19 protein-coding genes are annotated in these 22,465 nt (G+C 73.0%); 9 read left to right on the top strand and 10 right to left on the bottom strand.

Annotated elements, in window-relative coordinates:
* Positions 1 to 39 precede the first annotated feature (39 nt).
* Genes BLU82_RS12275 through BLU82_RS12265 form a run of 3 tightly spaced genes read left to right on the top strand, consistent with a single transcriptional unit; the run spans position 40 to position 1,738 of the window.
* Positions 40 to 657 (top strand): hypothetical protein, encoded by a 618-nt coding sequence (locus BLU82_RS12275; protein ID WP_157740845.1) that lies wholly within the window; start codon positions 40 to 42, stop codon positions 655 to 657.
* Positions 657 to 1,238: a hypothetical protein gene (locus BLU82_RS12270; protein ID WP_092620329.1), complete on the top strand. Its 582-nt coding sequence runs from the start codon at positions 657 to 659 to the stop codon at positions 1,236 to 1,238. Before BLU82_RS12275 ends, BLU82_RS12270 begins: the two co-directional genes overlap by 1 nt.
* Complete coding sequence (locus BLU82_RS12265; RefSeq protein ID WP_092620326.1) at positions 1,235 to 1,738, top strand: hypothetical protein; 504 nt, start codon at positions 1,235 to 1,237, stop codon at positions 1,736 to 1,738. The genes BLU82_RS12270 and BLU82_RS12265 overlap by 4 nt, the downstream gene beginning before the upstream one ends.
* Here BLU82_RS12265 and BLU82_RS12260 read toward each other — a convergent pair.
* The 4 genes from BLU82_RS12260 to BLU82_RS12245 all read right to left on the bottom strand — a co-directional run bounded on the left by BLU82_RS12260 (position 1,689) and on the right by BLU82_RS12245 (position 6,806).
* Positions 1,689 to 2,927: a hypothetical protein gene (locus tag BLU82_RS12260; RefSeq protein ID WP_092620323.1), complete on the bottom strand. Its 1,239-nt coding sequence runs from the start codon at positions 2,925 to 2,927 to the stop codon at positions 1,689 to 1,691. The two genes, BLU82_RS12265 and BLU82_RS12260, sit on opposite strands and share 50 nt — an antisense overlap.
* 34 nt (positions 2,928 to 2,961) lie before the next feature.
* The gene (gene arc, locus BLU82_RS12255; protein ID WP_092620320.1) at positions 2,962 to 4,647 is read right to left on the bottom strand and encodes a proteasome ATPase; all 1,686 of its coding nucleotides are present in this window, start codon (positions 4,645 to 4,647) and stop codon (positions 2,962 to 2,964) included.
* Between the two features lie 134 nt (positions 4,648 to 4,781).
* Positions 4,782 to 5,660: a tRNA (adenine-N1)-methyltransferase gene (locus tag BLU82_RS12250; RefSeq protein ID WP_092620317.1), complete on the bottom strand. Its 879-nt coding sequence runs from the start codon at positions 5,658 to 5,660 to the stop codon at positions 4,782 to 4,784.
* Between the two features lie 36 nt (positions 5,661 to 5,696).
* Positions 5,697 to 6,806, bottom strand: a complete 1,110-nt coding sequence (locus BLU82_RS12245) for a site-2 protease family protein (protein ID WP_092620314.1) — start codon at positions 6,804 to 6,806, stop codon at positions 5,697 to 5,699.
* An 81-nt stretch (positions 6,807 to 6,887) separates the two neighbouring features.
* Here BLU82_RS12245 and BLU82_RS12240 point away from each other — a divergent pair, with 81 nt between their 5' ends.
* A complete protein-coding gene (locus tag BLU82_RS12240) occupies positions 6,888 to 7,787 on the top strand; it encodes a PD-(D/E)XK nuclease family protein (RefSeq protein WP_092625740.1) in 900 nt (299 codons plus the stop codon).
* A 35-nt stretch (positions 7,788 to 7,822) separates the two neighbouring features.
* Here the strand turns inward: BLU82_RS12240 and BLU82_RS12235 are convergent, their stop codons facing one another.
* Positions 7,823 to 8,872, bottom strand: a complete 1,050-nt coding sequence (locus tag BLU82_RS12235; RefSeq protein ID WP_092620311.1) for an Lrp/AsnC family transcriptional regulator — start codon at positions 8,870 to 8,872, stop codon at positions 7,823 to 7,825.
* A gap of 80 nt (positions 8,873 to 8,952) precedes the next feature.
* Between BLU82_RS12235 and BLU82_RS12230 the strand changes: the two genes are divergently transcribed.
* The 5 genes from BLU82_RS12230 (at position 8,953) to BLU82_RS12210 (ending at position 16,412) form a co-directional block, all read left to right on the top strand.
* Positions 8,953 to 10,926, top strand: a complete 1,974-nt coding sequence (locus BLU82_RS12230) for a prolyl oligopeptidase family serine peptidase (protein ID WP_092620308.1) — start codon at positions 8,953 to 8,955, stop codon at positions 10,924 to 10,926.
* A 100-nt stretch (positions 10,927 to 11,026) separates the two neighbouring features.
* Complete coding sequence (locus BLU82_RS12225) at positions 11,027 to 12,259, top strand: sensor histidine kinase (RefSeq protein ID WP_197682898.1); 1,233 nt, start codon at positions 11,027 to 11,029, stop codon at positions 12,257 to 12,259.
* Complete coding sequence (locus tag BLU82_RS12220; RefSeq protein ID WP_053202205.1) at positions 12,256 to 12,936, top strand: response regulator transcription factor; 681 nt, start codon at positions 12,256 to 12,258, stop codon at positions 12,934 to 12,936. The genes BLU82_RS12225 and BLU82_RS12220 overlap by 4 nt, the downstream gene beginning before the upstream one ends.
* Positions 12,937 to 13,098: 162 nt before the next feature.
* The gene (locus BLU82_RS12215) at positions 13,099 to 13,860 is read left to right on the top strand and encodes an ABC transporter ATP-binding protein (protein ID WP_231947775.1); all 762 of its coding nucleotides are present in this window, start codon (positions 13,099 to 13,101) and stop codon (positions 13,858 to 13,860) included.
* On the top strand, positions 13,857 to 16,412 hold the full coding sequence (locus tag BLU82_RS12210; protein ID WP_092620302.1) for an ABC transporter permease: 2,556 nt from the start codon (positions 13,857 to 13,859) through the stop codon (positions 16,410 to 16,412). Before BLU82_RS12215 ends, BLU82_RS12210 begins: the two co-directional genes overlap by 4 nt.
* A 328-nt stretch (positions 16,413 to 16,740) precedes the next feature.
* On the opposite strand, the gene BLU82_RS12205 is transcribed toward BLU82_RS12210, so the two are convergent.
* From BLU82_RS12205 to BLU82_RS12185, 5 genes are read right to left on the bottom strand one after another with little or no spacing between them, the layout of a single operon-like run.
* Positions 16,741 to 17,808 (bottom strand): ABC transporter ATP-binding protein, encoded by a 1,068-nt coding sequence (locus tag BLU82_RS12205; protein WP_092620299.1) that lies wholly within the window; start codon positions 17,806 to 17,808, stop codon positions 16,741 to 16,743.
* Positions 17,805 to 18,803: an ABC transporter ATP-binding protein gene (locus BLU82_RS12200; RefSeq protein WP_370246318.1), complete on the bottom strand. Its 999-nt coding sequence runs from the start codon at positions 18,801 to 18,803 to the stop codon at positions 17,805 to 17,807. Before BLU82_RS12200 ends, BLU82_RS12205 begins: the two co-directional genes overlap by 4 nt.
* Positions 18,804 to 18,805: 2 nt before the next feature.
* Positions 18,806 to 19,720 (bottom strand): ABC transporter permease, encoded by a 915-nt coding sequence (locus tag BLU82_RS12195; protein ID WP_092620296.1) that lies wholly within the window; start codon positions 19,718 to 19,720, stop codon positions 18,806 to 18,808.
* A gap of 4 nt (positions 19,721 to 19,724) precedes the next feature.
* Entirely contained in the window at positions 19,725 to 20,729 is a 1,005-nt protein-coding gene (locus BLU82_RS12190) for an ABC transporter permease (RefSeq protein ID WP_092620293.1), read from the bottom strand.
* Between the two features lie 4 nt (positions 20,730 to 20,733).
* Positions 20,734 to 22,395, bottom strand: a complete 1,662-nt coding sequence (locus BLU82_RS12185; RefSeq protein WP_092620290.1) for an ABC transporter substrate-binding protein — start codon at positions 22,393 to 22,395, stop codon at positions 20,734 to 20,736.
* Positions 22,396 to 22,465: the final 70 nt, after the last annotated feature.

Raw genomic sequence — 22,465 nt, 5'->3', positions numbered from 1 at the left:
TCGAACATTACGCGGCGCAGGTCTCGTATGATCCCCGCGATGTCCCCGTCCGCCCGCGCCGTCGCGTCGGCCCTCGCCGGCACCTGGCCGCGCCGCGCCGCCTGGCTGGCCCTGGCGGCCGCCGTGCTGGTCACAGCGGTCACCGGGGGGCTCCAGGCAGCGCCCGCGCCCGAGCTCGAGCGGGTCGAGGCCGGCGCCGCCGTCGACATCGGGCCGGTGCGGCTGGCGGCGCGGTCGTGGACCATCCGCGACGACATCGCGACCAACGGGCTGGAGTACGCCGAGGCGGACGCCTGGCTGGTCGTCGAGGCCGACGTCATCGCCCGCACCGACGCCACCATCACGTTCCCGCAGCGCTCGCTGGGGCTGCCGCCGGAGCTGCGGGTGGAGGGCGAGCCGGACCGCGTCCTCCTGCTCGCCGACGCGACCCTCTCGCCGGGGCTGCAGCCCGGCCTGCCGGCCCGGGTCGCGCTGCTCTGGCCGGTCGCCGACGTGTCCGACCCCGGCGACGACCTGGAGGTCTCGTACCTGCGGTCGCGGCTGTCCGACAGCACCATCGACGCCGGGCGGGTGTGGCGGCCCGACGGCGTGGCGGCGCACGCCACGCTCCCCCGCGACGACGCCGCCGGCGACGCGCTGGTCGAGGAGGAGTCGTGATGGCGCGGCACCGGCGGGCCCGGCGGCCGTCGCCGGCCGGGTTGGCCGCGATGATCGCGGTCGTGCTCGCCGTGGGCGTCGTCGGCGACCGGGCGGACACCTGGTGGCCGCGGACCGGGCCGTTCGTCGACGAGGCCGCGGCCGGCGACCGAGCCGTCGTCGAACCGGTCGAGGTGACGGTGCACGGCGCCCGCGCGGCGACCGTGCTGTCCGACGGGCTGGACGAGAAGCAGAGCGACGGCGTGTGGATCGCCGTCGACGTCACCGCGGCGGCACTGGACGAGCCGGCCGCCATCTCCGGCATGGCGCTGCGCGACCGCCGCGGCCGCGAGTTCGCGTCGTCCAACCGCGCCGACAACCCGATGATCGGCAACCCGTTCGACCCGCGGGTCCCCGAGCGGGGCGAGGTCGTCTTCGAGCTGCCGTCCGACGCGCTGGGCCGGCTCACGCTGGTGATCAGCCCCGACGCGCCCGGCCGGGCGGTGCCGCGGGCCGAGACCGAGGTGGCGCTGCGGGTCGAAGAGGCGGGCGACGAGCCGCTGGAGCCGCGCTCGCGCGACCTCGCGGAGGCCGCCGGATGAGCCGGGCGTGGTGGCGGCGCAACCGGGTCGCGCTCCCCGTCATGGTGGTCGCGCTGGCCGCCCTCGCGTGGCCCGCCTCGGAAACGGCCCGCGACCTGTGGTGGCCGCGCGGCGAGCACGTCCCCGTCTCCCCCGGCGGCGACGGCCGGGCGGTCGTGGGCGACGTGTCGCTGCGGCTGGCCGAGTTCGGCCGGGCCGGCGACGTGCCCGGCGAGCCGCCGCCCGACGGCTACACCGCTTGGCGCGCGGAGCTGGCCTCCGAGGGCGGCGACGAGCCGCTGAACTGCACGGTCCAGCTGCAGGACGGCGACGGGAACCGCTACACGGCCGGGTCGCGCTACCTCCCGTCGTACGACGACGAGTCGATCGGCGTGGACTGCGGCGGGCCGGAGGCCGGTGGCGTCGTGTACTTCCTGCTGCCCGACGACGCCGAGCCAGGCCTCGTGCGGGTCAGCGCACTGGGACTGCTGCCGGAGTACTGGTCGCTTCCGGTTCCGTGACGGCGGCGGCCGGCAGCCGGCCGACCAGCGCGTCGGCGGCGGCCGCCAGCAGCGCCGCCGACAGCACCTGCACGAAGATCGTCGACACCGCCTCCAGCGGCCCGGCCAGCGCCGTCCAGTCGGCCACCGGCGCCGGCCCCACGACCAGCCGGGCGATGCCCCACACGAGGTGCCCGGTCAGGCCGACGACGACGTAGGCCACGCAGAACAGCAGCGCCGACGCCCACCCGGACCGCCAGATCATCGCCAGCCCGGCCGCCAGCGGCCCGAACCGCCGCTCGCCGTCGAGGCCCAGGCGCCAGGCCCGGGCGACGTTCTGCTCGCCGACCCGGGCGCTCAGGCGGGCCGCCATGCGCCCGGCCGCCGGCGCCACCGCCTCGGCCGGTTGCGTGCCGTACACGATGGTCCCGAACGCCAGCCAGGAGATGGGCACCACCAGACCGGTGAACACGCCCGCCACCAGCAGGTCCGTCGTCGGGACCAGGCCGGCCGCCAGCCGGTCGAGCAGCTCGAACCGGTCGGTCAGCTCCGCCCACCACGTCTGGACGCGGTCCGTCACGGCCCGGCCGGACCACCAGTCGCGCACCCGCCGGTTCGCGAGCGCGACGACGAAGACGCCGAGCACGATCCAGACGACGTCGCAGTAGCCGGCCAGCACCTGCAGCGCCGTCCGCCGGCCCGACGTCTGCGGCCGTCCCCGCGACAGCCGCCCGGCCAGCGACCGCAGTGCCAGCGCGCCGAGCGCCGTCCCCAGCACCGCCGCCGACGCGCCGGCCGGGACGCGGTCGGTGACCTCGCCGGTGGTGGCGGCCAGCTCCGCGGCGTCATGGGCGGCCTGGTTGTAGTACTCGCGCTGGTCCTCGGCGAACGAGCCGTAGTGCTCGTAGACGACGAGGAACGGGACGATGAGGCTGCCCAGCACCGCGAACACCGTGCGCACCCGCCGGCCGGCCGGCACCGTCGACGGCCGCATGACCAGCAGCATCGCGACGGTGACCAGCATCGAGCCGAGCGGCACCAGCGCCAGCACGAGCAGCCCCAGCACCGCCGAGTGCCGGCCCGCCCACACCGCCGCGTCGAGCGAGTACTCGCGGGCCACCAGCCCGGCCGCCGCCAGCGCGACCAGCGCCGGCCAGGAACGGCGGAGGCGCCGCCCTGCGTCGAGCAGGACGGCGCCTCCGCCGGACACGCTGTTCAGTGTCGCAGTGTTCAATGTCGCAGTGTCAGAGGTACTGGCCGGTGTTGGCCACGGTGTCGATGGACCGGCCGGCCTCGGTGCCCTGCTTGCCCGAGATGAGCGTGCGGATGTAGACGATGCGCTCGCCCTTCTTGCCGGAGATGCGGGCCCAGTCGTCGGGGTTCGTGGTGTTCGGGAGGTCCTCGTTCTCCTTGAACTCGTCGAAGCAGGCCGTGAGCAGGTGCTGCACCCGCAGGCCCTTCGCGCCGGTGTCGAGGAGGTCCTTGATCGCCATCTTCTTCGCGCGGTCGACGATGTTCTGGATCATCGCGCCGGAGTTGAAGTCGCGGAAGTACAGGACCTCCTTGTCGCCGTTGGCGTAGGTGACCTCGAGGAAGCGGTTGTCGTCGGTCTCGGAGTACATCTTCTCGACCGACCGCTGGATCATCGCCGCCGTGGTGGCCGCGCGGTCGCCGCCGTGCTCGCCGAGGTCGTCGGGGTGCAGCGGCAGGGTGGTCGTGAGGTACTTGCTGAAGATGTCGCGGGCCGCCTCGGCGTCGGGCCGCTCGATCTTGATCTTCACGTCCAGCCGGCCGGGCCGGAGGATGGCGGGGTCGATCATGTCCTCGCGGTTCGAGGCGCCGATGACGATGACGTTCTCGAGGCTCTCGACGCCGTCGATCTCGCTCAGCAGCTGCGGGACGATGGTGTTCTCGACGTCGGACGAGACGCCCGAGCCGCGGGTGCGGAACAGGGAGTCCATCTCGTCGAAGAACACGATGACCGGCGTGCCCTCGCTGGCCTTCTCGCGGGCCCGCTGGAAGACCAGGCGGATGTGCCGCTCGGTCTCGCCGACGTACTTGTTCAGCAGCTCCGGGCCCTTGATGTTGAGGAAGTACGACTTGTGCTCGGACATCCCCTTGAGCTTCGCGATCTGCTTGGCCAGGGAGTTCGCGACGGCCTTCGCGATGAGCGTCTTGCCGCATCCGGGCGGGCCGTACAGCAGCACGCCCTTCGGCGGGCGCAGCTCGTGCTCGCGGAACAGCTCCGCGTGCAGGAACGGCAGCTCGACGGCGTCGCGGATCTGGTCGATCTGCCGGGACAGGCCGCCGATGTCGGAGTAATCGATGTCGGGGACCTCTTCGAGGATGAGCTCCTCGACCTCGGACTTCGGGATGCGTTCGTAGACGAACCCGGCGCGCGGCTCGAGCAGCAGGGAGTCGCCGACCCGCAGGCCGGAGTCCTGCAGCGGCGAGGCGATGCGGACGACCTTCTCCTCGTCGGTGTGCCCGATGACCAGCGCGCGCTCGCCGTCGGCGAGCAGCTCCTTGAGCATGACGACCTCGCCGACGCGCTCGTACTCGAGCGCCCGGACGACGTTGAGGGCCTCGTTGAGCATGACCTCCTGGCCGGGCCGCAGCTCGGCCAGTTCGACGTCGGGGCTGACGGCGACCCGGAGCTTGCGGCCACCGGTGAAGACGTCGACCGTGCCGTCGTCGTACCTGGACAGGAACGTGCCGAAACCGGACGGAGGCTGCGCCAGCCGGTCGATCTCCTCCTTGAGCGCCACGATCTGGTCGCGGGCCTCGCGCAGCGTGGCCGCGAGCCGCTCGTTCTGGGCGTTCACGGACGCCAGTCGTGCCTCGAGGAAAGCCACCTCGCCGGCCATGTCGGACGGCTCGCGCCCGGACCCGCGACGGCCTTGATCGAAACCATCGTCGTACGACGCCATCTCGCACCTCCTCGGAAGGGGGTCGTCTATAGCCAGACCTTACAGTCGCCCGGCCCGAACGCCACGCAGGAGATCAGGTAGTGACCAGATGTTGACTTCCGGTGCCGTCGGGCGTGGATTTCTCTTTACCTCAACTAGCTCGCCGGCGTGGTGGTTCCGGCGTCATTGCCGGGTGCGGGACGCCGCCGGCGGGGCGGCGGGGTGACCCCGGGGGCCATGCGGCGGGCGGTGACGAGGAAGCCGGTGTGGCCGATCATCCGGTGGTCGGGGCGTACCGCCAGGCCCTCGACGTGCCACGTGCGCACCATGGACTCCCAGGACACCGGCTCGGTGAACCGCTGGCTCTCGCGGATGGTCTCGACCGTACGCGACAGCTGGGTGGTGGTGGCGACGTAGCAGCACAGCACGCCGCCCGGCACGAGCACGCCCGCCGCGGCGTCGACGCACTCCCAGGGCGCCAGCATGTCGAGCACGACGCGGTCGGCCTCGGTGTCGTCGAGGGACTCGACGAGGTCGCCGACGGTGAGCCGCCAGGCCGGGTGCTCGGCGCCGAAGAACCGCTCGACGTTCTCGGCGGCGATCTTCGCGAAGTCGGCCCGCCGCTCGTAGGAGTGCACCGCGCCGTGCTCGCCGACCGCCCGCAGCAGCGACATCGTCAGCGCGCCGGAGCCCACCCCGGCCTCGACCACGCGGGCGCCCGGGAAGACGTCGGCCATGGCCACGATCTGGCCCGCGTCCTTCGGGTACACGACCGCCGCGCCGCGCGGCATGGACAGCACGTAGTCGGACAGCAGCGGCCGCAGCGCGAGATAGGCCGTGCCGCCGGTGGAGACGACGACGGAGCCCTCGGGCTGGCCGATCAGCTGGTCGTGCTGGAACGATCCCTTGTGGGTGTGGAACTCCTTGCCGTCCTGGAGGGTGATGGTGTGGTGCCGGCCCTTGGGATCGGTGAGCTGCACGTGGTCGCCGACCCGGAAGGACCCGGTGCGGCGAGACGATTCGGTCGCGGACATGCGGTCGAGGCTAGCGGCCGGTTCCGACAGCGTGACTCAGCGGGCGGCCAGCGCGTGGTCGACGTCGGACGTCACCAGCACGCCGTACACCCGGCCCTCGGCGTCGACCACCAGGTACTCCGTGGCCGGCAGCTCGCGCATGGCCTTCAGCAGGTCGTCGCCGCGCACGTCGAGCGGCAGGACGAGGCCCTCCTGCAGCGACCGCGACTGCTGCCCGATGGTCACCCACGGGCGGCGCTGCTCCGGGATGGCCGCCACCGAGCTCTCGCTGACGATGCCCGTGGGCCGCCCGGCGCTGTCGACGATGACCAGCGACGTGACGTTCGCCTCGCGGGCCTGCCGCATGGCCTCGGACACCGGGAGGTCGGGCGCGACCGGCGCGGCGCGGCGGGCGAGCGTGCGGGTGTCGAGCCGCGGCAGCCGGGCCCGCATGCGCCCGACCGCCAGCGCCTGCGTGGCGCCGCTCCACAGCAGCGCCGCGACCAGTCCCGCCCAGATGATGACGGAGATCGGCGGGCGGGCGCCGTTCAGCGCGAACGGGAGGACCAGCACGAGACCGGCCAGCACCTGGCCGGAGCGCGCGGCCACGACCGTGCCGCGGTGTTCGTCGCCGCTGATCTTCCAGACCGCCGCCCGCAGCATGTGGCCGCCGTCGAGCGGCAGGCCCGGCAGCACGTTGAACACGCCGACCAGCAGGTTGGCGATCGCCAGCATCCAGACCAGGAAGCCGGGCACGCCGTCGTCGATGCTCTGGTAGGCGAGCAGGCCGAGCCCGCCGAGCGCCAGCGACAGCAGCGGGCCGGCGGCGGAGACGACGAGGTCGCGGCCGGGCGTGGGCGCGTCGCGCTCGATCTCGGTGTGGCCGCCGAGGAAGTGCAGCGTGACGCCGCGCACCGGAAGCCCCAGCCGGCGTGCCGTCAGGGCATGCCCCAGCTCGTGCACGAACACGGAGAGGTACAGCAGCACGGCGAACAGGAACGCGAGCGCGTAGGCCTCGCCGCCGGTCAGCTCGGGCAGCTCGCGGAGCACGACGTCGCGGCCCCAGAACGTGATGATGGCGGCCACCAGGAACCACGTCGGGCTGATGTACACGGGGATGCCTGCGATGCGCCCGAGGCTCAGCTGCCGACCACGACCGGTTGCCATTCTCCAAGGCTACGTGGCGGACACGGCGGCGTGTGCGGCCCGGCTCTGTCGGAGGGGTGATCTACAGTCACGAACATGACGATGCGCACGCACACCGCCCCCGGGGACGACCCCGGGGCCGAGCGCGTGCCCAGCCTGTCGCCGTCGCGCGCCGCCGACTTCATGACCTGCCCGCTGCTCTACCGGTTCCGCACCATCGACCGGCTGCCCGAGCCGCCGAGTTCCGAGGCCACCCGCGGCACCGTCGTGCACAGCGTGCTGGAACGGCTGTACGAGCTCCCGTCCGGCGAGCGCACGCCCGGCCGCGCCACCGAACTGGTCCGGCCGGTGTGGGACGCGCTGCTCGAGGCCGAGCCCGCGGTGGCCGAGCTGTTCGCCGACGACTCCGACGGGTCGGCGCTCGCCGAGTGGCTGGCCAGCGCCGAGGCCCTCGTCGAGCGGTACTTCACGCTGGAGGACCCCACCCGCCTCGAGCCGGTGGAGCGCGAGCTGTACGTCGAGACCACGCTCGACTCCGGCCTGCGCCTGCGCGGCTACGTCGACCGCCTCGACCGCGCCGAGGCCACCGGCGACCTCCGCGTCGTCGACTACAAGACCGGCAAGGCGCCGCGGGCCGGGTTCGAGCAGCGGGCCATGTTCCAGATGCGGTTCTACGCGCTGGTGCTGTGGCGGCTGCACGGCCGGGTGCCACGGCTGCTGCAGCTCATCTACCTCGGCAGCGGCGAGCTGCTGCGCTACGAGCCCGACGAAGCCGACCTGCGGGCCACGGAACGCAAGCTGGCGGCGCTGTGGGCGGCCATCGAGCGGGCCACCCAGTCCGGCGACTGGCGGGCCAGCCCCAGCCGGCTGTGCGACTGGTGCTCGCATCAGGCGCTGTGCCCGGCGTACGGCGGCACCCCGCCGCCGCTCCCCGAGACCGTCGCGTCATCGCCCGACGACGACGAGGCCCCCTCGCCCCGCACCTCCCCCGTCGACGCCTGAAGGTCGACGCCTGAAGCCGGGGCGTCGCCGCACCGTCAGTCGCCCGGGGTGGCCCAGGGGTCGACCGGCACGAGGCCGACGGCCCGGCCCGACGCGTCCAGCAGGCGGCCCATCCGCTTGGCCGTCCGCAGCGCGATCGACCGGTCCAGCACCCGCAGCTCCGGCACCCGCTGCGCCAGGGCCGCCTCCAGCCGCTGGAGGTCGGCGAGCGTGCGCAGCCACACGCCGAGCAGCAGGTTGGCCGCGCCGCCGGTCACCGACTCCGCCGCCCGGGCCTCCGGCAGGCCGGCCAGCCGCCGGGCGACGTCGTCGACGTGATCGGGCGGGACCTGGGCCCACAGCATGGCGGTGACCGACCAGCCGGTGAGCGGCTGGGCCACGTCGCAGCGGACGACGAGGTCGCCGGAGAACGCGGCGGCCAGGCGGCGCCGGGCGGTCACGCGGCTGACGCCGAGGCGCTCGGCCAGCTCGGTCGCGCCCAGCCGAGCGTCTGCCGACAGCAGCCGGAGCAGCGCGCGGTACTCGGCGCTCCCCCGGGCCGGGCCTCGGGCCGTTCCTCGCGCCGGCCCGTCGTGGCCGTCGGCCCCGGCACTGGCGCCGGAACCACCGAGCGCCGCCAGCCGTACCTGCTGCGACGGCGACAGCGCCCGCAGCCGCCACCGGCTGCCGGACAGGAACGAGCGGATCCCGACCGTCGTCCGCACCGCCCGCACGCCTGGCATCGCGGGCAGCCCGGTCAGCAGGAACTCGGCGAGGTCGGTCAGCTCCGGCACCAGCACGGTCAGCAGCAGGTCCCGGTCGCCGGTGCCGTGCTCCAGCGTCACCACCCGCGGGTCGCGCACCAGCGCCGCGACGACCTCCTCGGACCGCCCGCCGCAGGTGACCTCGACGAACGCGAACGTGAGGCCGTCAAGCGACGGGTGCAGCGCGAACCAGGCCGCGCCCGATCCGGACAGCCGCGCCCAGCGCCGCGCCACCGTCACCGGGTCGGCGCCGAGGACCGGCCCGAGCCGCTGCCACGGCGCCCGCGGGGCCAGCTGGACGGCGTGCAGCAGCGCGAGATCATCGTCGTCGAGCGTGTCCATTTCCGTCCCTCAGAAGTACGCCGGCATCCATATCCTGCACGATCCGGGCCTGAAGCGGCCGAGGACCGAGGATCACGCGCATGGGGACCACGACCACCGACCCGTTCCGCTGGCTGGAGGCCGACGACGCCGACGTGCTCGCGTGGCAGCGCGCGCAGGCGGCGGCCGCCGCCGAGACCGTCGGCGCCTGGCCGCACCTGGACGCGCTGGCCGGGCTGCTCGGCCGGCTCGACGGCGGCCCGCCGCCGGTGCTGCCGGTCCCGGCCGCCGGCCGCTGGTTCCGGGCCGAGGGCGCCGCCCTGGTCGCGAGCACCGAGCCGCTCGGCCCGGGCGAGACGGTGGCCCGGCTGCCGGCCGGCGAGCGGGCCGCGTGGCTGGCGCCGTCGCCGGACGGGACGGTGCTGGCGGTCGGCATCGGGCAGGGCGGCGGCGAGGAGAACGCGATCCGGCTGCTCGACACCGGCTCCGGCGAGCCGCTCGGCCACGGCCCGGACCGGCTGCTGTTCGACGCGCTGCTGGGCGGCGTGAGCTGGCTGCCGGACTCGTCCGGGTTCCACTACCTCGGCATGACCGGGCCGGTGGACCGGTTCGAGCAGGCGATCTTCCGCTACGACCTGCGGACGCGGACCGAGCACGCGGAGCCGATCCCGCGGCCGTCGCCCGACTACACGCTGGTGCAGGCCGGCGACGGCCGGTGGGCGGTGGCGGCGCACGGGCTGCTGACGCCGCTGCCGGTGGCCGTCCAGGACCGGGCCGACCCCGGCGGCGGCTGGCGACCGTTCCTGACCTCCGTGCCCGGCGTCGACGGGCCGCTGGTCGCGGGCTACCCGGTCGGCGACGAGTACGTGGCGTGGACCGACGTCGGCGCGCCACGCGGGCGGGTCGTCGCGATCCGGTTCGACGCGGACGATCCCGGCGATCCGGCCGGCTGGCGCGACCTGCTGCCCGAGGGCGACGGCGTCATCGTCGCACTGCTGCGCACGCGGGCGGCGCTGTACACCGTCGAGCTGGTCGACGGGCGCTGGTCGCGGGTGCGCGAGCTGGACGGCGCCGGCGGCCGGGTGCTGCCGCTGCCGCCGCGGGTGTCGGTGCGCACGGGCGTGGCGGCGCTGCACGCGCTGGCCCGGCCGGCCGGCGCGCCGGAGCTGCTGCTGCCCGCGTCGTCGCCGAGCCGGTCGTGGACGGTGTCCGGCTGGCGGCCGGGCGACGAGGTCCCGCGGCTGCTGGCGGACGCGACCACCGGCCTCCCCGGCGCGGTGGTCGAGGAGCGGCAGGCGGTGGGGGCCGACGGCACGCCGATCCCGTACACCGTCCTCTACCGGCCGGACGAGCGCGGTCAGCGGCCGCGGCCAACGCTGATCACGGCGTACGGCGGCTTCTACCGCGCGCTGACGCCGGAGTGGTCGGACGACGCGGCGGCGGTCGCGGCGTCCGGCGGGCTGCACGTGTGGGCGCACACGCGTGGTGGCGGCGAACTGGGGCGGGAGTGGTGGGAGGGCGGCCGGCGGGGGCGCAAGCAGACGGTGCTCGACGACCTCCACGCGGTGGCCGCCGACCTCGTCGCCACCGGCCGCGCCGACCCGTCCCGCCTCGCCGTCGTCGGCCGCTCGCACGGCGGCTGGCTGGCCGGCGCCGCCGCCGTCACCCGTCCGGACGTCTGGCGCGCGGCCGTGCCGCTGGTGCCCGCGCTGGACCTCGTCACCGATCTGAAGACGCCGTACGGGACGTACGTCACCGAGCTGGACTGGCCGGACGGCGACGCCGAGGAGCACGTCGCCGCGCTGTCGCCGTACCACCTGATCCGCCCCGGCGCCTACCCCGCCGTCTACCTCGCCGCCGGCGACCGCGACCCGCGCTGTCCCGCCTGGCACGCGCGCAAGTTCGCGGCCCGGCTGCAGGAGGCACAACAGGGGCCGGGCGCCGTGCTGCTGCGGGTGCGGGAGAACGCCGGCCACGGCCTCACCTCCAGCGCCGCCGAGCGCCGGCGCGACGCGGCGGAGTGGCTGGGGTTCGTCCTCGCCGAGCTGGGCCTGGTGCCGCCGGCGTCGCCCTGAGCCGGCCGTGACGGCATGCGGGGTCATCCTGCCGGTGGAGGCCAGAGCTCGCCGTCGAGGACGAGCCGGGGACGGGGGCGGGCGGCCTACCGTTGATCGTGTGACGACGGCGCGCGCCAAGTTCTTCCCCCGCATCGAGCCGTGGCTGCTGGACGCGTCCATCACGTTCGTCCTGGCCGTCACGGGCGTCGTCGCGCTGTTCGTGTACACCGACCCCAACGGCATCGAGTACGCCGAGGCCGACGCGCTGGGGGTCGCGTTGGTGCTGGTCATCACCGTGCCGCTGATCGTCCGGCGGCAGCACCCGGTCGTCGTCGGGCTGGGGACGGCCGTCGCCACGCTGCCGTTCCTCGCCGTCGACTACGCCATGCCCACCGCGGCACTCGTGCTCCTGATCGCCGTCTACAGCGCCGCCAACTACGCCGGGCTGGGCGCGTCGGTGCTGGTCCTCGTGGTGCAGAGCGCGGTCTCCGTCGGCTACACGCTGGTCAGCGCCGACCGCCACGCCGAGCACCAGACCATGGACACCGGGGCGGGCGTGACCATCAGCGTGCTGGTCATCCTGGGCGTCTGGGGCCTCGGCCGGGCCATGCGCAACCGCCGCCTCTACACCGCCGAGCTGGAGGACCGTGCCCGCCGGCTCGAACGGGCCAACGACGTCGAGGTGCGGGCCGCCATCACCGAGGAGCGCTCGCGCATCGCCCGCGAGCTGCACGACGTCGTCGCGCACCACGTGTCGGTCATGACGGTGCAGGCGGCCGGCGCCCGCCGCTCGCTGCACCGCGACGTCGACCGCGCGGCGGTCGCGCTGGAGGCCATCGAGGAGATCGGCCGGTCCGCGCTGGCCGAGATGCGCCGCGTCGTCGGCGTCCTGCGCACCCCCGACGGCGACGACCGCGGCGCCCGTCCGGCCACGCTGGCGCCGCAGCCGGGCCTCGGCGACCTCGACCTGCTGGTCGAGCAGGTGCGCGACGCCGGGCTGCCGGTCGACGTCACGGTCGACGGCGAGCCGCGGGCCGTGCCGGTGGGCGTCGACCTCGCCGCGTTCCGCGTCATCCAGGAGGCGTTGACGAACACCATCAAGCACGCCGGCCCGTCCACCGCCGCCGTCCTCGTGCGCTACCTGCCGGCCGAGGTGCACGTCGAGGTCAGCGACGACGGCCGCGGCGTGGCGGCGTCGCTCGACGGGCGCCGGCCCGGGCACGGCCTGCTGGGCATGCGCGAACGGGTGGCCCTCTATGGTGGAACCCTCGCGGCCGGCCCACGCCGCGGCGGCGGCTACGAGGTGCGGGCGAAGATCCCGTACGACAGTAACGGAGCGATGTCACGATGACGGCCCAGCCCATCCGGGTGCTGCTGGTGGACGACCAGCCGCTGCTGCGCACCGGTTTCCGCATGATCCTCGAGGCCGAGTCCGACATCGCCGTCGTCGGCGAGTCGGGCGATGGCGAGCAGGCGGTGGCCGACGCGCGGGCGCTGCAGCCCGACGTCGTCCTCATGGACATCCGCATGCCGCGCGTCGACGGCGTGCAGGCGACCCGCCAGATCACCGGCGCCGCCCGCGAGACCACCCCGCGCGTGCTCGTCCTCACCACCTTCGACCTCGACGAGTACGTCGTCGAGGCGCTGCGGGCCGGGGCCAGCGGCTTCCTGCTCAAGGACGTGCCGGCCGAGGACCTCGTGACGGCCATCCGCACAGTGTCGCGCGGTGACGCCGTCGTGGCGCCGAGCATCACGCGGCGGCTGCTCGACATGTTCGCCAGCCGCTTCCCGGCCACCGACTCCCCCACGCCGGCGAACCTCGCGCACCTCACCGACCGCGAGCGCGAGGTGCTCACGCTGGTGGCGCGCGGCTACTCCAACGCCGAGATCGCCGCCGAGCTGGTGGTGTCCGAGACCACGGTGAAGACCCACGTCGGCAACGTGCTGACGAAGCTGAGCCTGCGCGACCGCGTCCAGGCCGCCGTCTACGCCTACGAGAGCGGCCTCGTCCAGCCCGGCGCCCTGTAGCGGCCGGTCCGAGGGGCCGGTCGTACGCCCGCAGGACGGCGCCGGCACGTCCCCTACTCCTCACGGCGGAGCCGCGGAACCGTGCCGTTCGCCGATCATCGCGGCCGTCCGGGCCCCTAGCGTGGAACACGATCCACGAACCAGCTGACGAGGAGCGCACCGGTGACGACGGAACCCAGCTCGCCGCGCACGGCGGCCCGCGCCGTTGACCTGACGAAGATCTATGGCAAGGACGACACCCGGGTGGTGGCGCTGGGCGGTGTGACGGTGGAGTTCACCGCCGGCCGGTTCACCGCCATCATGGGCCCGTCCGGCTCCGGCAAGTCCACGCTCATGCACTGCATGGCCGCGCTGGACTCGTCGACGTCGGGTGAGGTGTACATCGGCGACACCGAGCTGAGCGGGCTGAACGACAAGGAGCTGACCAAGCTCCGCCGCGACAAGATCGGCTTCGTGTTCCAGGCCTTCAACCTGATCCCGACGCTGACGGCCAAGGAGAACATCACGCTGCCGCTCGACATCGCCGGCAGCTCCGTCGACAAGGAGTGGTTCGACAACGTCATCGCGACGGTCGGCCTGGCCGACCGGCTCGGGCACAAGCCGAACCAGCTCTCCGGCGGGCAGCAGCAGCGCGTGGCCTGCGCTCGGGCGCTGGTCAGCAAGCCCGAGATCATCTTCGCCGACGAGCCCACCGGCAACCTCGACTCCCGGTCCGGCACCGAGGTGCTGTCGTTCCTGCGCCGTTCGGTCCGCGAGTTCGGCCAGACCATCGTCATGGTCACCCACGACCCCAACGCCGCCGCCTACTCCGACCGCGTCCTGTTCCTCGCCGACGGCCAGATCGTCGACGAGATGGCCGACCCGACGGCCGAGAAGGTGCTCGAGCGCATGAAGGGCTTCGACGCCGTGGGACAGCAGGCATGATCCGCGCGACCCTCAAGAGCCTGGCCGCGCGCAAGCTGCGGCTGGCCATGAGCGCGTTCGCCATCGTGCTGGGCGTGGCGTTCGTGGCCGGGTCGTACGTGTTCACCGACACCATCGACCGCACCTTCGACGACATCTTCGGCGGCCTGTCCTCCGACGTCGTCGTGCGGCCCGACCTCCCCGGCGAGGCCGACCTGTTCACCGGCTTCGCCACCGGCACCACCACGACCATTCCGTCGGGGCTGGTCGACGACGTCGCCGACCTGCCCGGGGTCGAGCGGGCCGACGGCGAGATCGAGAACCAGAGCTTCTTCGTCCTCGACTCCGACGGCGACCTCATGACCACCCAGGGCGCGCCCGGCATCGCCGTCAACTGGCACGACGGCCCCAACGCCGAGGGCGACCCGGTGCTCGACCTGGTCGACGGCGAGCTGCCCGCCGGCCCCGGCGAGGTCGCGCTCGACGACCGCACGTTCGAGAACTCCGGCTACCAGATCGGCGACGACGTCCAGTTCGTCGGCACCGGCGACGACCCGAGGGTGACGGCCGAGCTGGTCGGCGTCGTCCGGTTCGGCGAGTCCGGCAGCCTGGCCGGCGCCAGCCTGTCGGTGTTCGAGACCGGCTATGCCCAGCAGCTGTTCCTCGACGGCGAGGACGCCTACAGCCGCATCTCGGTCACGGCCGCCGACGGCACCAGTCCCGAGGAGGTCCGCGACGAGATCAGCGCCATCCTGCCGGGCGACTTCGAGGCGCTCACCGGCGCCGATGTCGACGACGAGACCGCGTCGGCCATCGAGGAGGGGCTCGGTTTCTTCAACACCTTCCTGCTGGTGTTCGCCGCCATCGCGCTGTTCGTGGGTGTGTTCCTCATCCTCAACACGTTCTCCATCCTGGTGGCGCAGCGCTCGCAGGAGATGGCGCTGTACCGCGCGCTCGGCGCCGGCCGGCGTCAGGTCACGAGGTCGGTGCTGCTCGAGGCGTTCGTCGTCGGCGTCGTCGGCTCGACACTCGGGCTGCTGCTCGGCCTCGGCGTCGCGCAGCTGCTCAAGACGGTGTTCGGGGCGTTCGGGCTGGAGCTGGCCGGCGGGCTGGTGCTGCAGCCGCGCACCGTCGTCATCTCCTACGTCGTCGGCATCGTGGTCACCATGGTGGCCGCGTACGTCCCGGCTCGGCGGGCGTCGAAGGTCCCGCCCATCGCGGCCATGCGCGACGACGTCGTGTCCACCGAGTCGTCGCGGAAGGTGCACCTGTGGGTCGGCGGCGCGCTGACGCTGCTCGGCGCGGCGGCCATGGCCACGGGTCTGTTCGCCGACGTCGACGACGCGGCGCTCATGGTCGGCGCCGGCATCTTCGCGGTGTTCATCGGCGTGGCGCTGCTGGCGCCGGTGCTGGCGACGCCGGTGCTGCGGGTGGTGGCCGGCTGGTACCCGTCGGCGTTCGGCACCGTCGGCCGGCTGGCCCGCGAGAACGCCCTGCGCAACCCGCGCCGCACGGCGGCCACGTCGTCGGCGCTGATGATCGGCATGGCGCTGGTCACGGCCATCTCCATCGTCGGCGCGTCGGCCAACGCGACGGTCGACAAGGCCCTCGACGACGGCGTCCGCGCCCAGTTCGTCGTCTCCAACGCGGTCGGGCAGCCGTTCTCGCCCGGCATCGCCGAGCAGGTCGCCCAGGTCGACGGCGTCGACGAGGTGGTGTCGGTGCGGATGTCCGGCGGCCTCGTCGACGGCGACCAGACGTTCCTCCAGTCGTTCGACCCCGTCGCGTACAGCCGGGCGGCCGACCTCGAGATGGTCGCCGGCACCGACGAGCTCGGCCCCGGCCAGTTCCTCATCGGCGAGGACCAGGCCGAGTCGAAGGGGCTGTCCGTCGGAGACACCGTCCGGCTGCAGCTGCCCGGCTCCGACGAAGAGATCGAGCTGGCCGGCATCTACGCGCAGTCGCCGCTGCTGGCCGGCGGCCTGGTGGTCAGCCATCAGACGCTGGCCGACGGCGCAGTGCCGGCGCTCGACTCCATGCTGTACGTCATCGCCGACGACGGCGCCGACCTCGCCGGCGTCCACGAGAGCCTCGACGCGGCCACCGCGGACGTCCCGACGGTCACCGTCCAGGACCAGGAGGAGTACAAGCAGCAGTCGCGCGACCAGGTCAACCAGCTGCTGTTCCTGGTGTACGCGCTGCTCGGGCTGGCGGTGCTGATCGCCGTCCTCGGCATCGTCAACACGCTGGCGCTGTCGGTCATGGAGCGCACCCGCGAGGTCGGGCTGCTGCGGGCGGTCGGCCTGAGCCGGCGCCAGCTGCGGCGCACCATCCGGCTCGAGTCCATCGCCATCGCCGTCCTCGGCGCCGTCCTGGGTGTCGCCCTCGGCCTGCTGTTCGGGGTGTCGCTGCAACGCGCCATCGCCGACGACGGGCTCGAGGTGCTCTCCATCCCGGGCGGTCAACTCGTCGTGTTCGTCGTGCTCGCCGCCATCGTCGGCGTCCTGGCCGCCGTCTGGCCGGCCCGCCGCGCCGCCAAGCTCGACGTGCTGCGCGCCATCACCACCGAGTAGCTCCACCGGCGAGACCGAGGGCCGCCACCCGCGCGCGGGTGGCGGCCCGCACTCGTCTCAGCGCAGTGGCAGTTGCCGGACCCTGATCCCCTTCGGCGTGAAGGCCGCGATCGCGCCGGCCTTCAGGTGCGGGTCGAGCACATCGAGCTGCGGTACGACGACGGCGACGAAATCCGGTGGCGACCTTCGCGCACAGCCGGATCCACGGAGATGCGATCGAAGGCCATGGCCGATCCGCCGGTCCGTCCCCGCCGCCTTTGCAATGAGCACCTTGACGCATCACTGCCCGGTGATGCGTCAAGGTGCTCATTGCAAAGGGGAACGAACGTCAGGCCGCGGGGTCCGGCGCGTGCTCCGGGTCGGGCTCGACGACGGCGCTGGCGGCGGGCCGGATGCGCCCGGCCTCGATGTCCTCGGCCCAGTGGCAGGCCACCGTGTGCGCCTCCGGATGCCCGGCGATCGTCCGCAGCGCCGGCCGCTCGTCGGCGCAGCGGGTGGGCTGGCGGAACGGGCAGCGGGTGTGGAACCGGCAGCCGGCCGGAGGGTTGGACGGCGACGGCAGGTCGCCCTGGAGCAAGATGCGCTGCCGGGTGTCCTCGACCTCGGGGTCCGGGATCGGCACCGCCGACATCAGCGCCTTCGTGTACGGGTGCAGCGGCGTGGCGTACAGGTCGTCCGACGGCGCCTGCTCGACCAGCCCGCCCAGGTACATGACGGCGACGACGTCGGCGATGTGCCGGACGACGGCGAGGTCGTGCGCGATGACGAGGTAGGTGAGGCCGAGGCGGTCCTGCAGCTCCTCCAGCAGGTTCACCACCTGCGCCTGGATCGACACGTCCAGCGCGGACACCGGCTCGTCGGCGACGATCAGCTGCGGCTCCAGCGCGATCGCCCGGGCGATGCCGATGCGCTGGCGCTGGCCGCCGGAGAACTCGTGCGGGTACCGGTTCGCCGCCGACGCCGGCAGCCCGACGACGTTCAGCAGCTCGCGCACCCGGGCGCGGTGGTCGCCGCCGATGCCGTGGGCGCGCAGCGGCTCGCTCAGCACCGACTGGACGTTCTGCCGCGGGTCGAGGCTGGCCATCGGGTCCTGGAAGACCATCTGCAGCTGACGGCGCATGCGGCGCAGCGACTCGCCGGCCAGCGTCCGCAGGTCGGTGCCGTCGAACGTGACGGTGCCGGCGGTCGGCTCGACCAGCCGCAGGATGGCCCGGCCGAGCGTGGACTTGCCGCAGCCGGACTCCCCCACCAGGCCGACGGTCGCGCCGCGCGGGATGTCGAGGTCGACGCCGTCGACGGCCTTGACCGAGCCGATCTGCCGCTCGACGATGATGCCGGACCTGATCGGGAAGTGGACCTCGAGCCCGCGGACGGACAGCAGTGCGTCATCGCTCATGCGGACACCTCCTCGGACTCGGTGAGCGGGTTCAGGCAGCGCAGCGACCGGCCGGCGTACGCCTCCAGCGGCGGCGGCCCGCCGATGCAGGCGTCGACGCGGTTCTGGCAGCGCGGCGCGAACGCGCAGCCGCGGTCCCAGCGCAGCACGTCTGTCGGCGAGCCCGGGATCGGGTGCAGCGGGGAGCCGCGCGGCGCGTCGAGCCGGGGCACCGACCCGAGCAGTCCGCCGGTGTAGGGGTGCCGCGGCTGGGCGAACAGCTCGCGCCGTCCCGCCGACTCGACCACCCGGCCGGAGTACATGACGTGGACGGTGTCGCACAGCCCGGCGACGATGCCGAGGTCGTGCGTGATCAGCACCAGCGCGGCGCCGGTGTCCTGCACCAGCTCCTTGAGCAGCTCGATGATCTGCGCCTGGATGGTGACGTCGAGCGCCGTGGTGGGCTCGTCGGCGATCAGCAGCCGCGGCTGGCAGGCCAGCGCCATCGCGATCAGGGCACGCTGGCGCATGCCGCCGGAGAGCTGGTGCGGGTACTCCTTCAGCCGGCGGTCCGGGTCCGGGATGCCGACGCGGGCCAGCAGGTCCGCGGCCGCCGAGCGCGCCTTCTCTCCGCTCAGGTCCTGGTGCCGTTCCAGCACCTCGGTGACCTGCACGCCGATCGGCACGACCGGGTTGAGCGACGACATCGGGTCCTGGAACACCATGGCGACGTCGCGGCCGCGGATGTCGCGCATGCGGTCGCGCGGCAGCGTCAGCAGGTCGTCGCCGTCGAACAGCACCTGGCCGCCGACGCGGACGCCGCGGCGCGGCAGCAGCCCCATGACCGCCAGCGACGTCACCGACTTGCCGCTGCCCGACTCGCCCACCAGGCTGACGGTCTCGCCCGGCCGGACGGTGAACGAGACGCCGTCGACCGCCCGCACCGTCGGCCCGCCCTTGCGGGTGAAGGTGACCGACAGGTCGCGGACGTCGAGCAGGGGTTCGGAACTGGTCACACTCACCGCCGGTACTTCGGGTCGATGGCCTCGCGCAGCCGCTCGCCGAGCATGGTGAAGCCCAGTGCGGCGATGACGATCGCGATGCCGGGGAAGAACGCCAGGTGCGGCGCGGAGGCCAGGTAGCGCTGGGTGTCGGCGAGCATGCGGCCCCACTCCGGGACGCGCGGGTCGGCGCTGCCCAGGCCCAGGAACGACAGCCCGGCGGCCTCGATGATCGCCGTCGCCAGCGTCAGCGTCGCCTGGACGATGACCGGCGAGATCGAGTTGGGCAGGATGTGCCCGAACACGATCGGCCGCCGCCGCACCCCGATCGACACCGCCGCCAGCACGTAGTCGGAGCCGCGTTGGGCGAGCATCTGCCCGCGCAGCAGCCGGGCGAAGACCGGGATGTTGATGATGGCGATGGCGATCATCACCGACCAGAAGCTGGCGCCCAGCAGCGCGGCGATCGCGATCGCCATCAGCAGGCCGGGGATGGACAGCATGATGTCGACGATGCGCATGACGACGGCGTCGACCTTGCCGCCGAGGGCGCCGGCGAGGGTGCCCAGGATCAGGCCGCCGATCATGCCGAACAACGTCGCCACCACGCCGACCAGCAGCGACTGCCGGGCGCCGTAGACGACGCGGCTGAACTCGTCGCGGCCCGACGCGTCCAGCCCGAACCAGTGGTCCGCGGACGGGCCGGGGATGTTCGTCGGCGTGATCATTCCGCGGCCCGGCTGGGCGTCCGGCGCGTACGGCGCGATCAGCGGCGCCAGGAGCGCGACCAGGATGAAGAACCCGATCAGGCCGAACCCGACGAGGGCGACGGGGTCGCGGCGCAGCCGCTTCCACGCCTCCTTCCGGAGGTTGCCGCCGGCCGGCTCGACCTGCTCGGACTCGGTGGTCGCCTCGATCTCGGACAGACTCATGCGCTCACCTCACCCGCACTCGTGGGTCGATCAGTCCGTACGACACGTCGACGAGCAGGTTCACGATGACGTACATCGCCGCGATCACCAGGATGAACCCCTGGAGGACGGCGTAGTCGCGCACGGTGATCGCCTCGTAGATGAACCGGCCGACGCCGTCGAAGGCGAACACCGTCTCGGTCAGGATGGCACCGGAGAACAGCAGCCCCGCCGACAGCCCGATGACGGTCACCACCGGCAGCAGCGCGTTGCGCAGCACGTGCCGTCGGGTGATCGTCCGCTCGTGCAGGCCCTTCGCCTCGGCCGTGCGCACGTAGTCCTCGTGCACGACGTCGAGCACGCTGGCCCGGGTGATGCGGACGATGATGGCCAGCGGGATGGCGCCCAGCGCGATGGCCGGCAGCACCAGGTGCATGATCGCGTCCCAGCTGGCCTCGAGATTGCCGGTGATGATGCCGTCGAGCACGTACAGGCCGGTGGGATGGTCCGCGTCGATGCGCGGGTCGTCCCGGCCCTGGGTCGGGAACCAGCCCAGCTTGACGCTGAACACGTACTTGAGGATGTAGGCCAGGAAGAACACCGGCACGGCGACGCCCAGCAGCGAGCCCGACACCGACAGGTTGTCCAGCCAGCTGCCGTACTTCCTCGCCGCGAAGTAGCCCAGTGGGATGCCCACGCCGACCGCGAAGATCAGCGCGGCCGTCGCCAGTTCGAAGGTGGCCGGGAAGGTCCGCATCATCTCCTCGGTCACCGGCCGGTTGGTGTTGGCGCTGTTGCCGAAGTCGAGCCGCACCGCCGCGGAGACGAACTTCCAGTACTGGACGTACCAGGGCTCGTTGAGCCCGTAGAGCTCCTCGATGCGGGCGACGGACTCGGCGGTCGCGCGCTCCCCCAGGAGGGCCTGGGCCGGCCCTCCCGGGAGCGCGCGCAACCACACGAACAACAGCAACGACAGCCCGAGCAGAATCGGGACGAGCAGCAGGAGCCGCCGGACGACGAACTTGAGCATCTGGTCAGTCGACCGTGACCGTCGCGAAGCTCTCGTTCGACAACGGGTCGGGCACGAAGCCGTCGACGCCCTCGCGGAAGGCGATGGCCGGCTCGCTGTGGACGTACGGGATGCCCGGCACGAAGTCCATGATCATCCGGTTGGCCTCCTGGTACAGCGCGGCGCGGGCGTCCTGGTCGGTCTCCTGCTCGGCCTCGTCGAGCTTGGCGAAGATCTCCGGGTTGTCGAAGCTGCCGAACTGCGGGTTGACGTCCTGGAAGAACGTGCCGATGAAGTTGTCCGGGTCACCGAAGTCGCCGTTCCAGCCGAGCAGGAACATCGGCGTGCCACCGGTCTGGGTGGCGTCGAGGTAGTCCGGGTTCCACGGGGCCGTGTTCGGCTCGATGGTGAAGCCGACCGCCTCGAGGTCCGCCGCCATCAGCTCCCAGTTGGCCTGGGGGTTCGGCATGTACGGCCGGGTGACGTCGGTCGGGTACCAGAACGGCAGCGTCAGGTCTGTCACGCCGGACTGTGCGATCAGCTCGCGCGCCTTGTCCGGGTCGTACTCGTACGTCGTGACGTCGTCGGCCCAGCCGAACAGCTCGGGCGGCATGAACTGCGTCGCCCGGACCGCACCCTCGGGGTAGTTGGTCTGGATGATGTTGTCGAAGTCGATCGCGTGCGCGATGGCCTGCCGGATCTGCAGGTTGTCGAACGGCGGGACGTTCTGCTGGAACCCGAGGTAGGCGACGTTGAACGCCGGGCGGCGCAGGATCTGGAAGCCGCCGCTCTCGAGCAGGTCGACGTCGGCCGGGTCGACGAGGTCGTAGCCGTCGATCTCGCCGTTCTCCAGCGCCTGCCGGCGGGCCGGGCCGTCGGGGATGACGGTGAAGATGAGCTCGTCGACCTGTGCGGGCTCGTCCCAGTAGTCGTCGTACTTGGTCAGCCGCACCTCGGAGCCGCGCTCCCAGGACTCGAACTGGAACGGGCCGGTGCCGATCGGGTGCTCGTAGCCGAAGGTCCCGTCGAACGACGGCGCCTCGCCGGTGCCGCTGACGGCGTCGGCCTCGAACTCCTGCAGCGCGGCCGGGCTGGCGATGGTGAACGCCGGCATGGCCAGGGCGGACAGGAACGCCGACGACGGACGCGACAGCGTGATGACCGCCGTGCGCTCGTCGGTGGCCTCGCAGCCGGTGTAGAGGCTCTCGCCCATGGCGGGGTCCTCGTTGACGGCGAACCCGCCCATCACGGTACCCCAGTAGTAGGAGACCGCGGGGCTCTGCAGGACGCCGGTGAAGTTGTACCAGCGCTCGAAGTTGAAGCAGACGGCCTCGGCGTCCAGCGCCTCGCCGTCGTGGAACGTCACGCCCTCACGCAGCGTGAACGTCCAGGTCAGGCCGTCCTCGCTGGCTTCCCACGACTCGGCCAGCGCCGGCTCGATCTCGGTGCCGCCCTCTTCGCTGCGGACCAGGCCCTCGAAGACCTGGTTGATCACCCGGGTGGACTCGCCGTCGCTGACCAGCGAGCCGTCCATGATCACGGGACCGGCCGAACCGGCGAACACGAGCGTGCCGCCACCGTCGCCACCCTCGGCGGAGCCGTCGTCATCGTCTCCGCCACAGGCCGTGAGTCCCAGGGCCAGGGTACCGGCCACGGCTCCCGCGGCCAGCCTGCGGTTCAGGCTCATGCCACGCATGTCACACCTCACACAGCTCGACTGCCGGGCGGTGTTCCCGACCGGTTGGCCTGTGACAGTA

The organism is Jiangella sp. DSM 45060 (assembly GCF_900105175.1).
Lineage (GTDB): Bacteria > Actinomycetota > Actinomycetes > Jiangellales > Jiangellaceae > Jiangella.
Note: the sequence above shows the minus strand (reverse complement) of the source record. Positions and strands in the feature narration are given on the sequence as shown.

Excerpts from the sequence above, each read along its gene's own strand:
- BLU82_RS12185 (WP_092620290.1), bottom strand. The coding sequence starts at position 22,395 with ATGAGCCTGAACCGCAGGCTGGCCGCGGGAGCCGTGGCCGGTACCCTG.
- BLU82_RS12205 (WP_092620299.1), bottom strand. The coding sequence starts at position 17,808 with ATGAGCGATGACGCACTGCTGTCCGTCCGCGGGCTCGAGGTCCACTTC.
- BLU82_RS12265 (WP_092620326.1), top strand. The coding sequence starts at position 1,235 with ATGAGCCGGGCGTGGTGGCGGCGCAACCGGGTCGCGCTCCCCGTCATG.
- BLU82_RS12210 (WP_092620302.1), top strand. The coding sequence starts at position 13,857 with ATGATCCGCGCGACCCTCAAGAGCCTGGCCGCGCGCAAGCTGCGGCTG.
- BLU82_RS12235 (WP_092620311.1), bottom strand. The coding sequence starts at position 8,872 with ATGGACACGCTCGACGACGATGATCTCGCGCTGCTGCACGCCGTCCAG.
- BLU82_RS12275 (WP_157740845.1), top strand. The coding sequence starts at position 40 with ATGTCCCCGTCCGCCCGCGCCGTCGCGTCGGCCCTCGCCGGCACCTGG.
- BLU82_RS12220 (WP_053202205.1), top strand. The coding sequence starts at position 12,256 with ATGACGGCCCAGCCCATCCGGGTGCTGCTGGTGGACGACCAGCCGCTG.
- BLU82_RS12270 (WP_092620329.1), top strand. The coding sequence starts at position 657 with ATGGCGCGGCACCGGCGGGCCCGGCGGCCGTCGCCGGCCGGGTTGGCC.
- BLU82_RS12195 (WP_092620296.1), bottom strand. The coding sequence starts at position 19,720 with ATGAGTCTGTCCGAGATCGAGGCGACCACCGAGTCCGAGCAGGTCGAG.
- BLU82_RS12230 (WP_092620308.1), top strand. The coding sequence starts at position 8,953 with ATGGGGACCACGACCACCGACCCGTTCCGCTGGCTGGAGGCCGACGAC.
- BLU82_RS12190 (WP_092620293.1), bottom strand. The coding sequence starts at position 20,729 with ATGCTCAAGTTCGTCGTCCGGCGGCTCCTGCTGCTCGTCCCGATTCTG.
- BLU82_RS12240 (WP_092625740.1), top strand. The coding sequence starts at position 6,888 with ATGCGCACGCACACCGCCCCCGGGGACGACCCCGGGGCCGAGCGCGTG.
- arc (WP_092620320.1), bottom strand. The coding sequence starts at position 4,647 with ATGGCGTCGTACGACGATGGTTTCGATCAAGGCCGTCGCGGGTCCGGG.
- BLU82_RS12250 (WP_092620317.1), bottom strand. The coding sequence starts at position 5,660 with ATGTCCGCGACCGAATCGTCTCGCCGCACCGGGTCCTTCCGGGTCGGC.
- BLU82_RS12245 (WP_092620314.1), bottom strand. The coding sequence starts at position 6,806 with ATGGCAACCGGTCGTGGTCGGCAGCTGAGCCTCGGGCGCATCGCAGGC.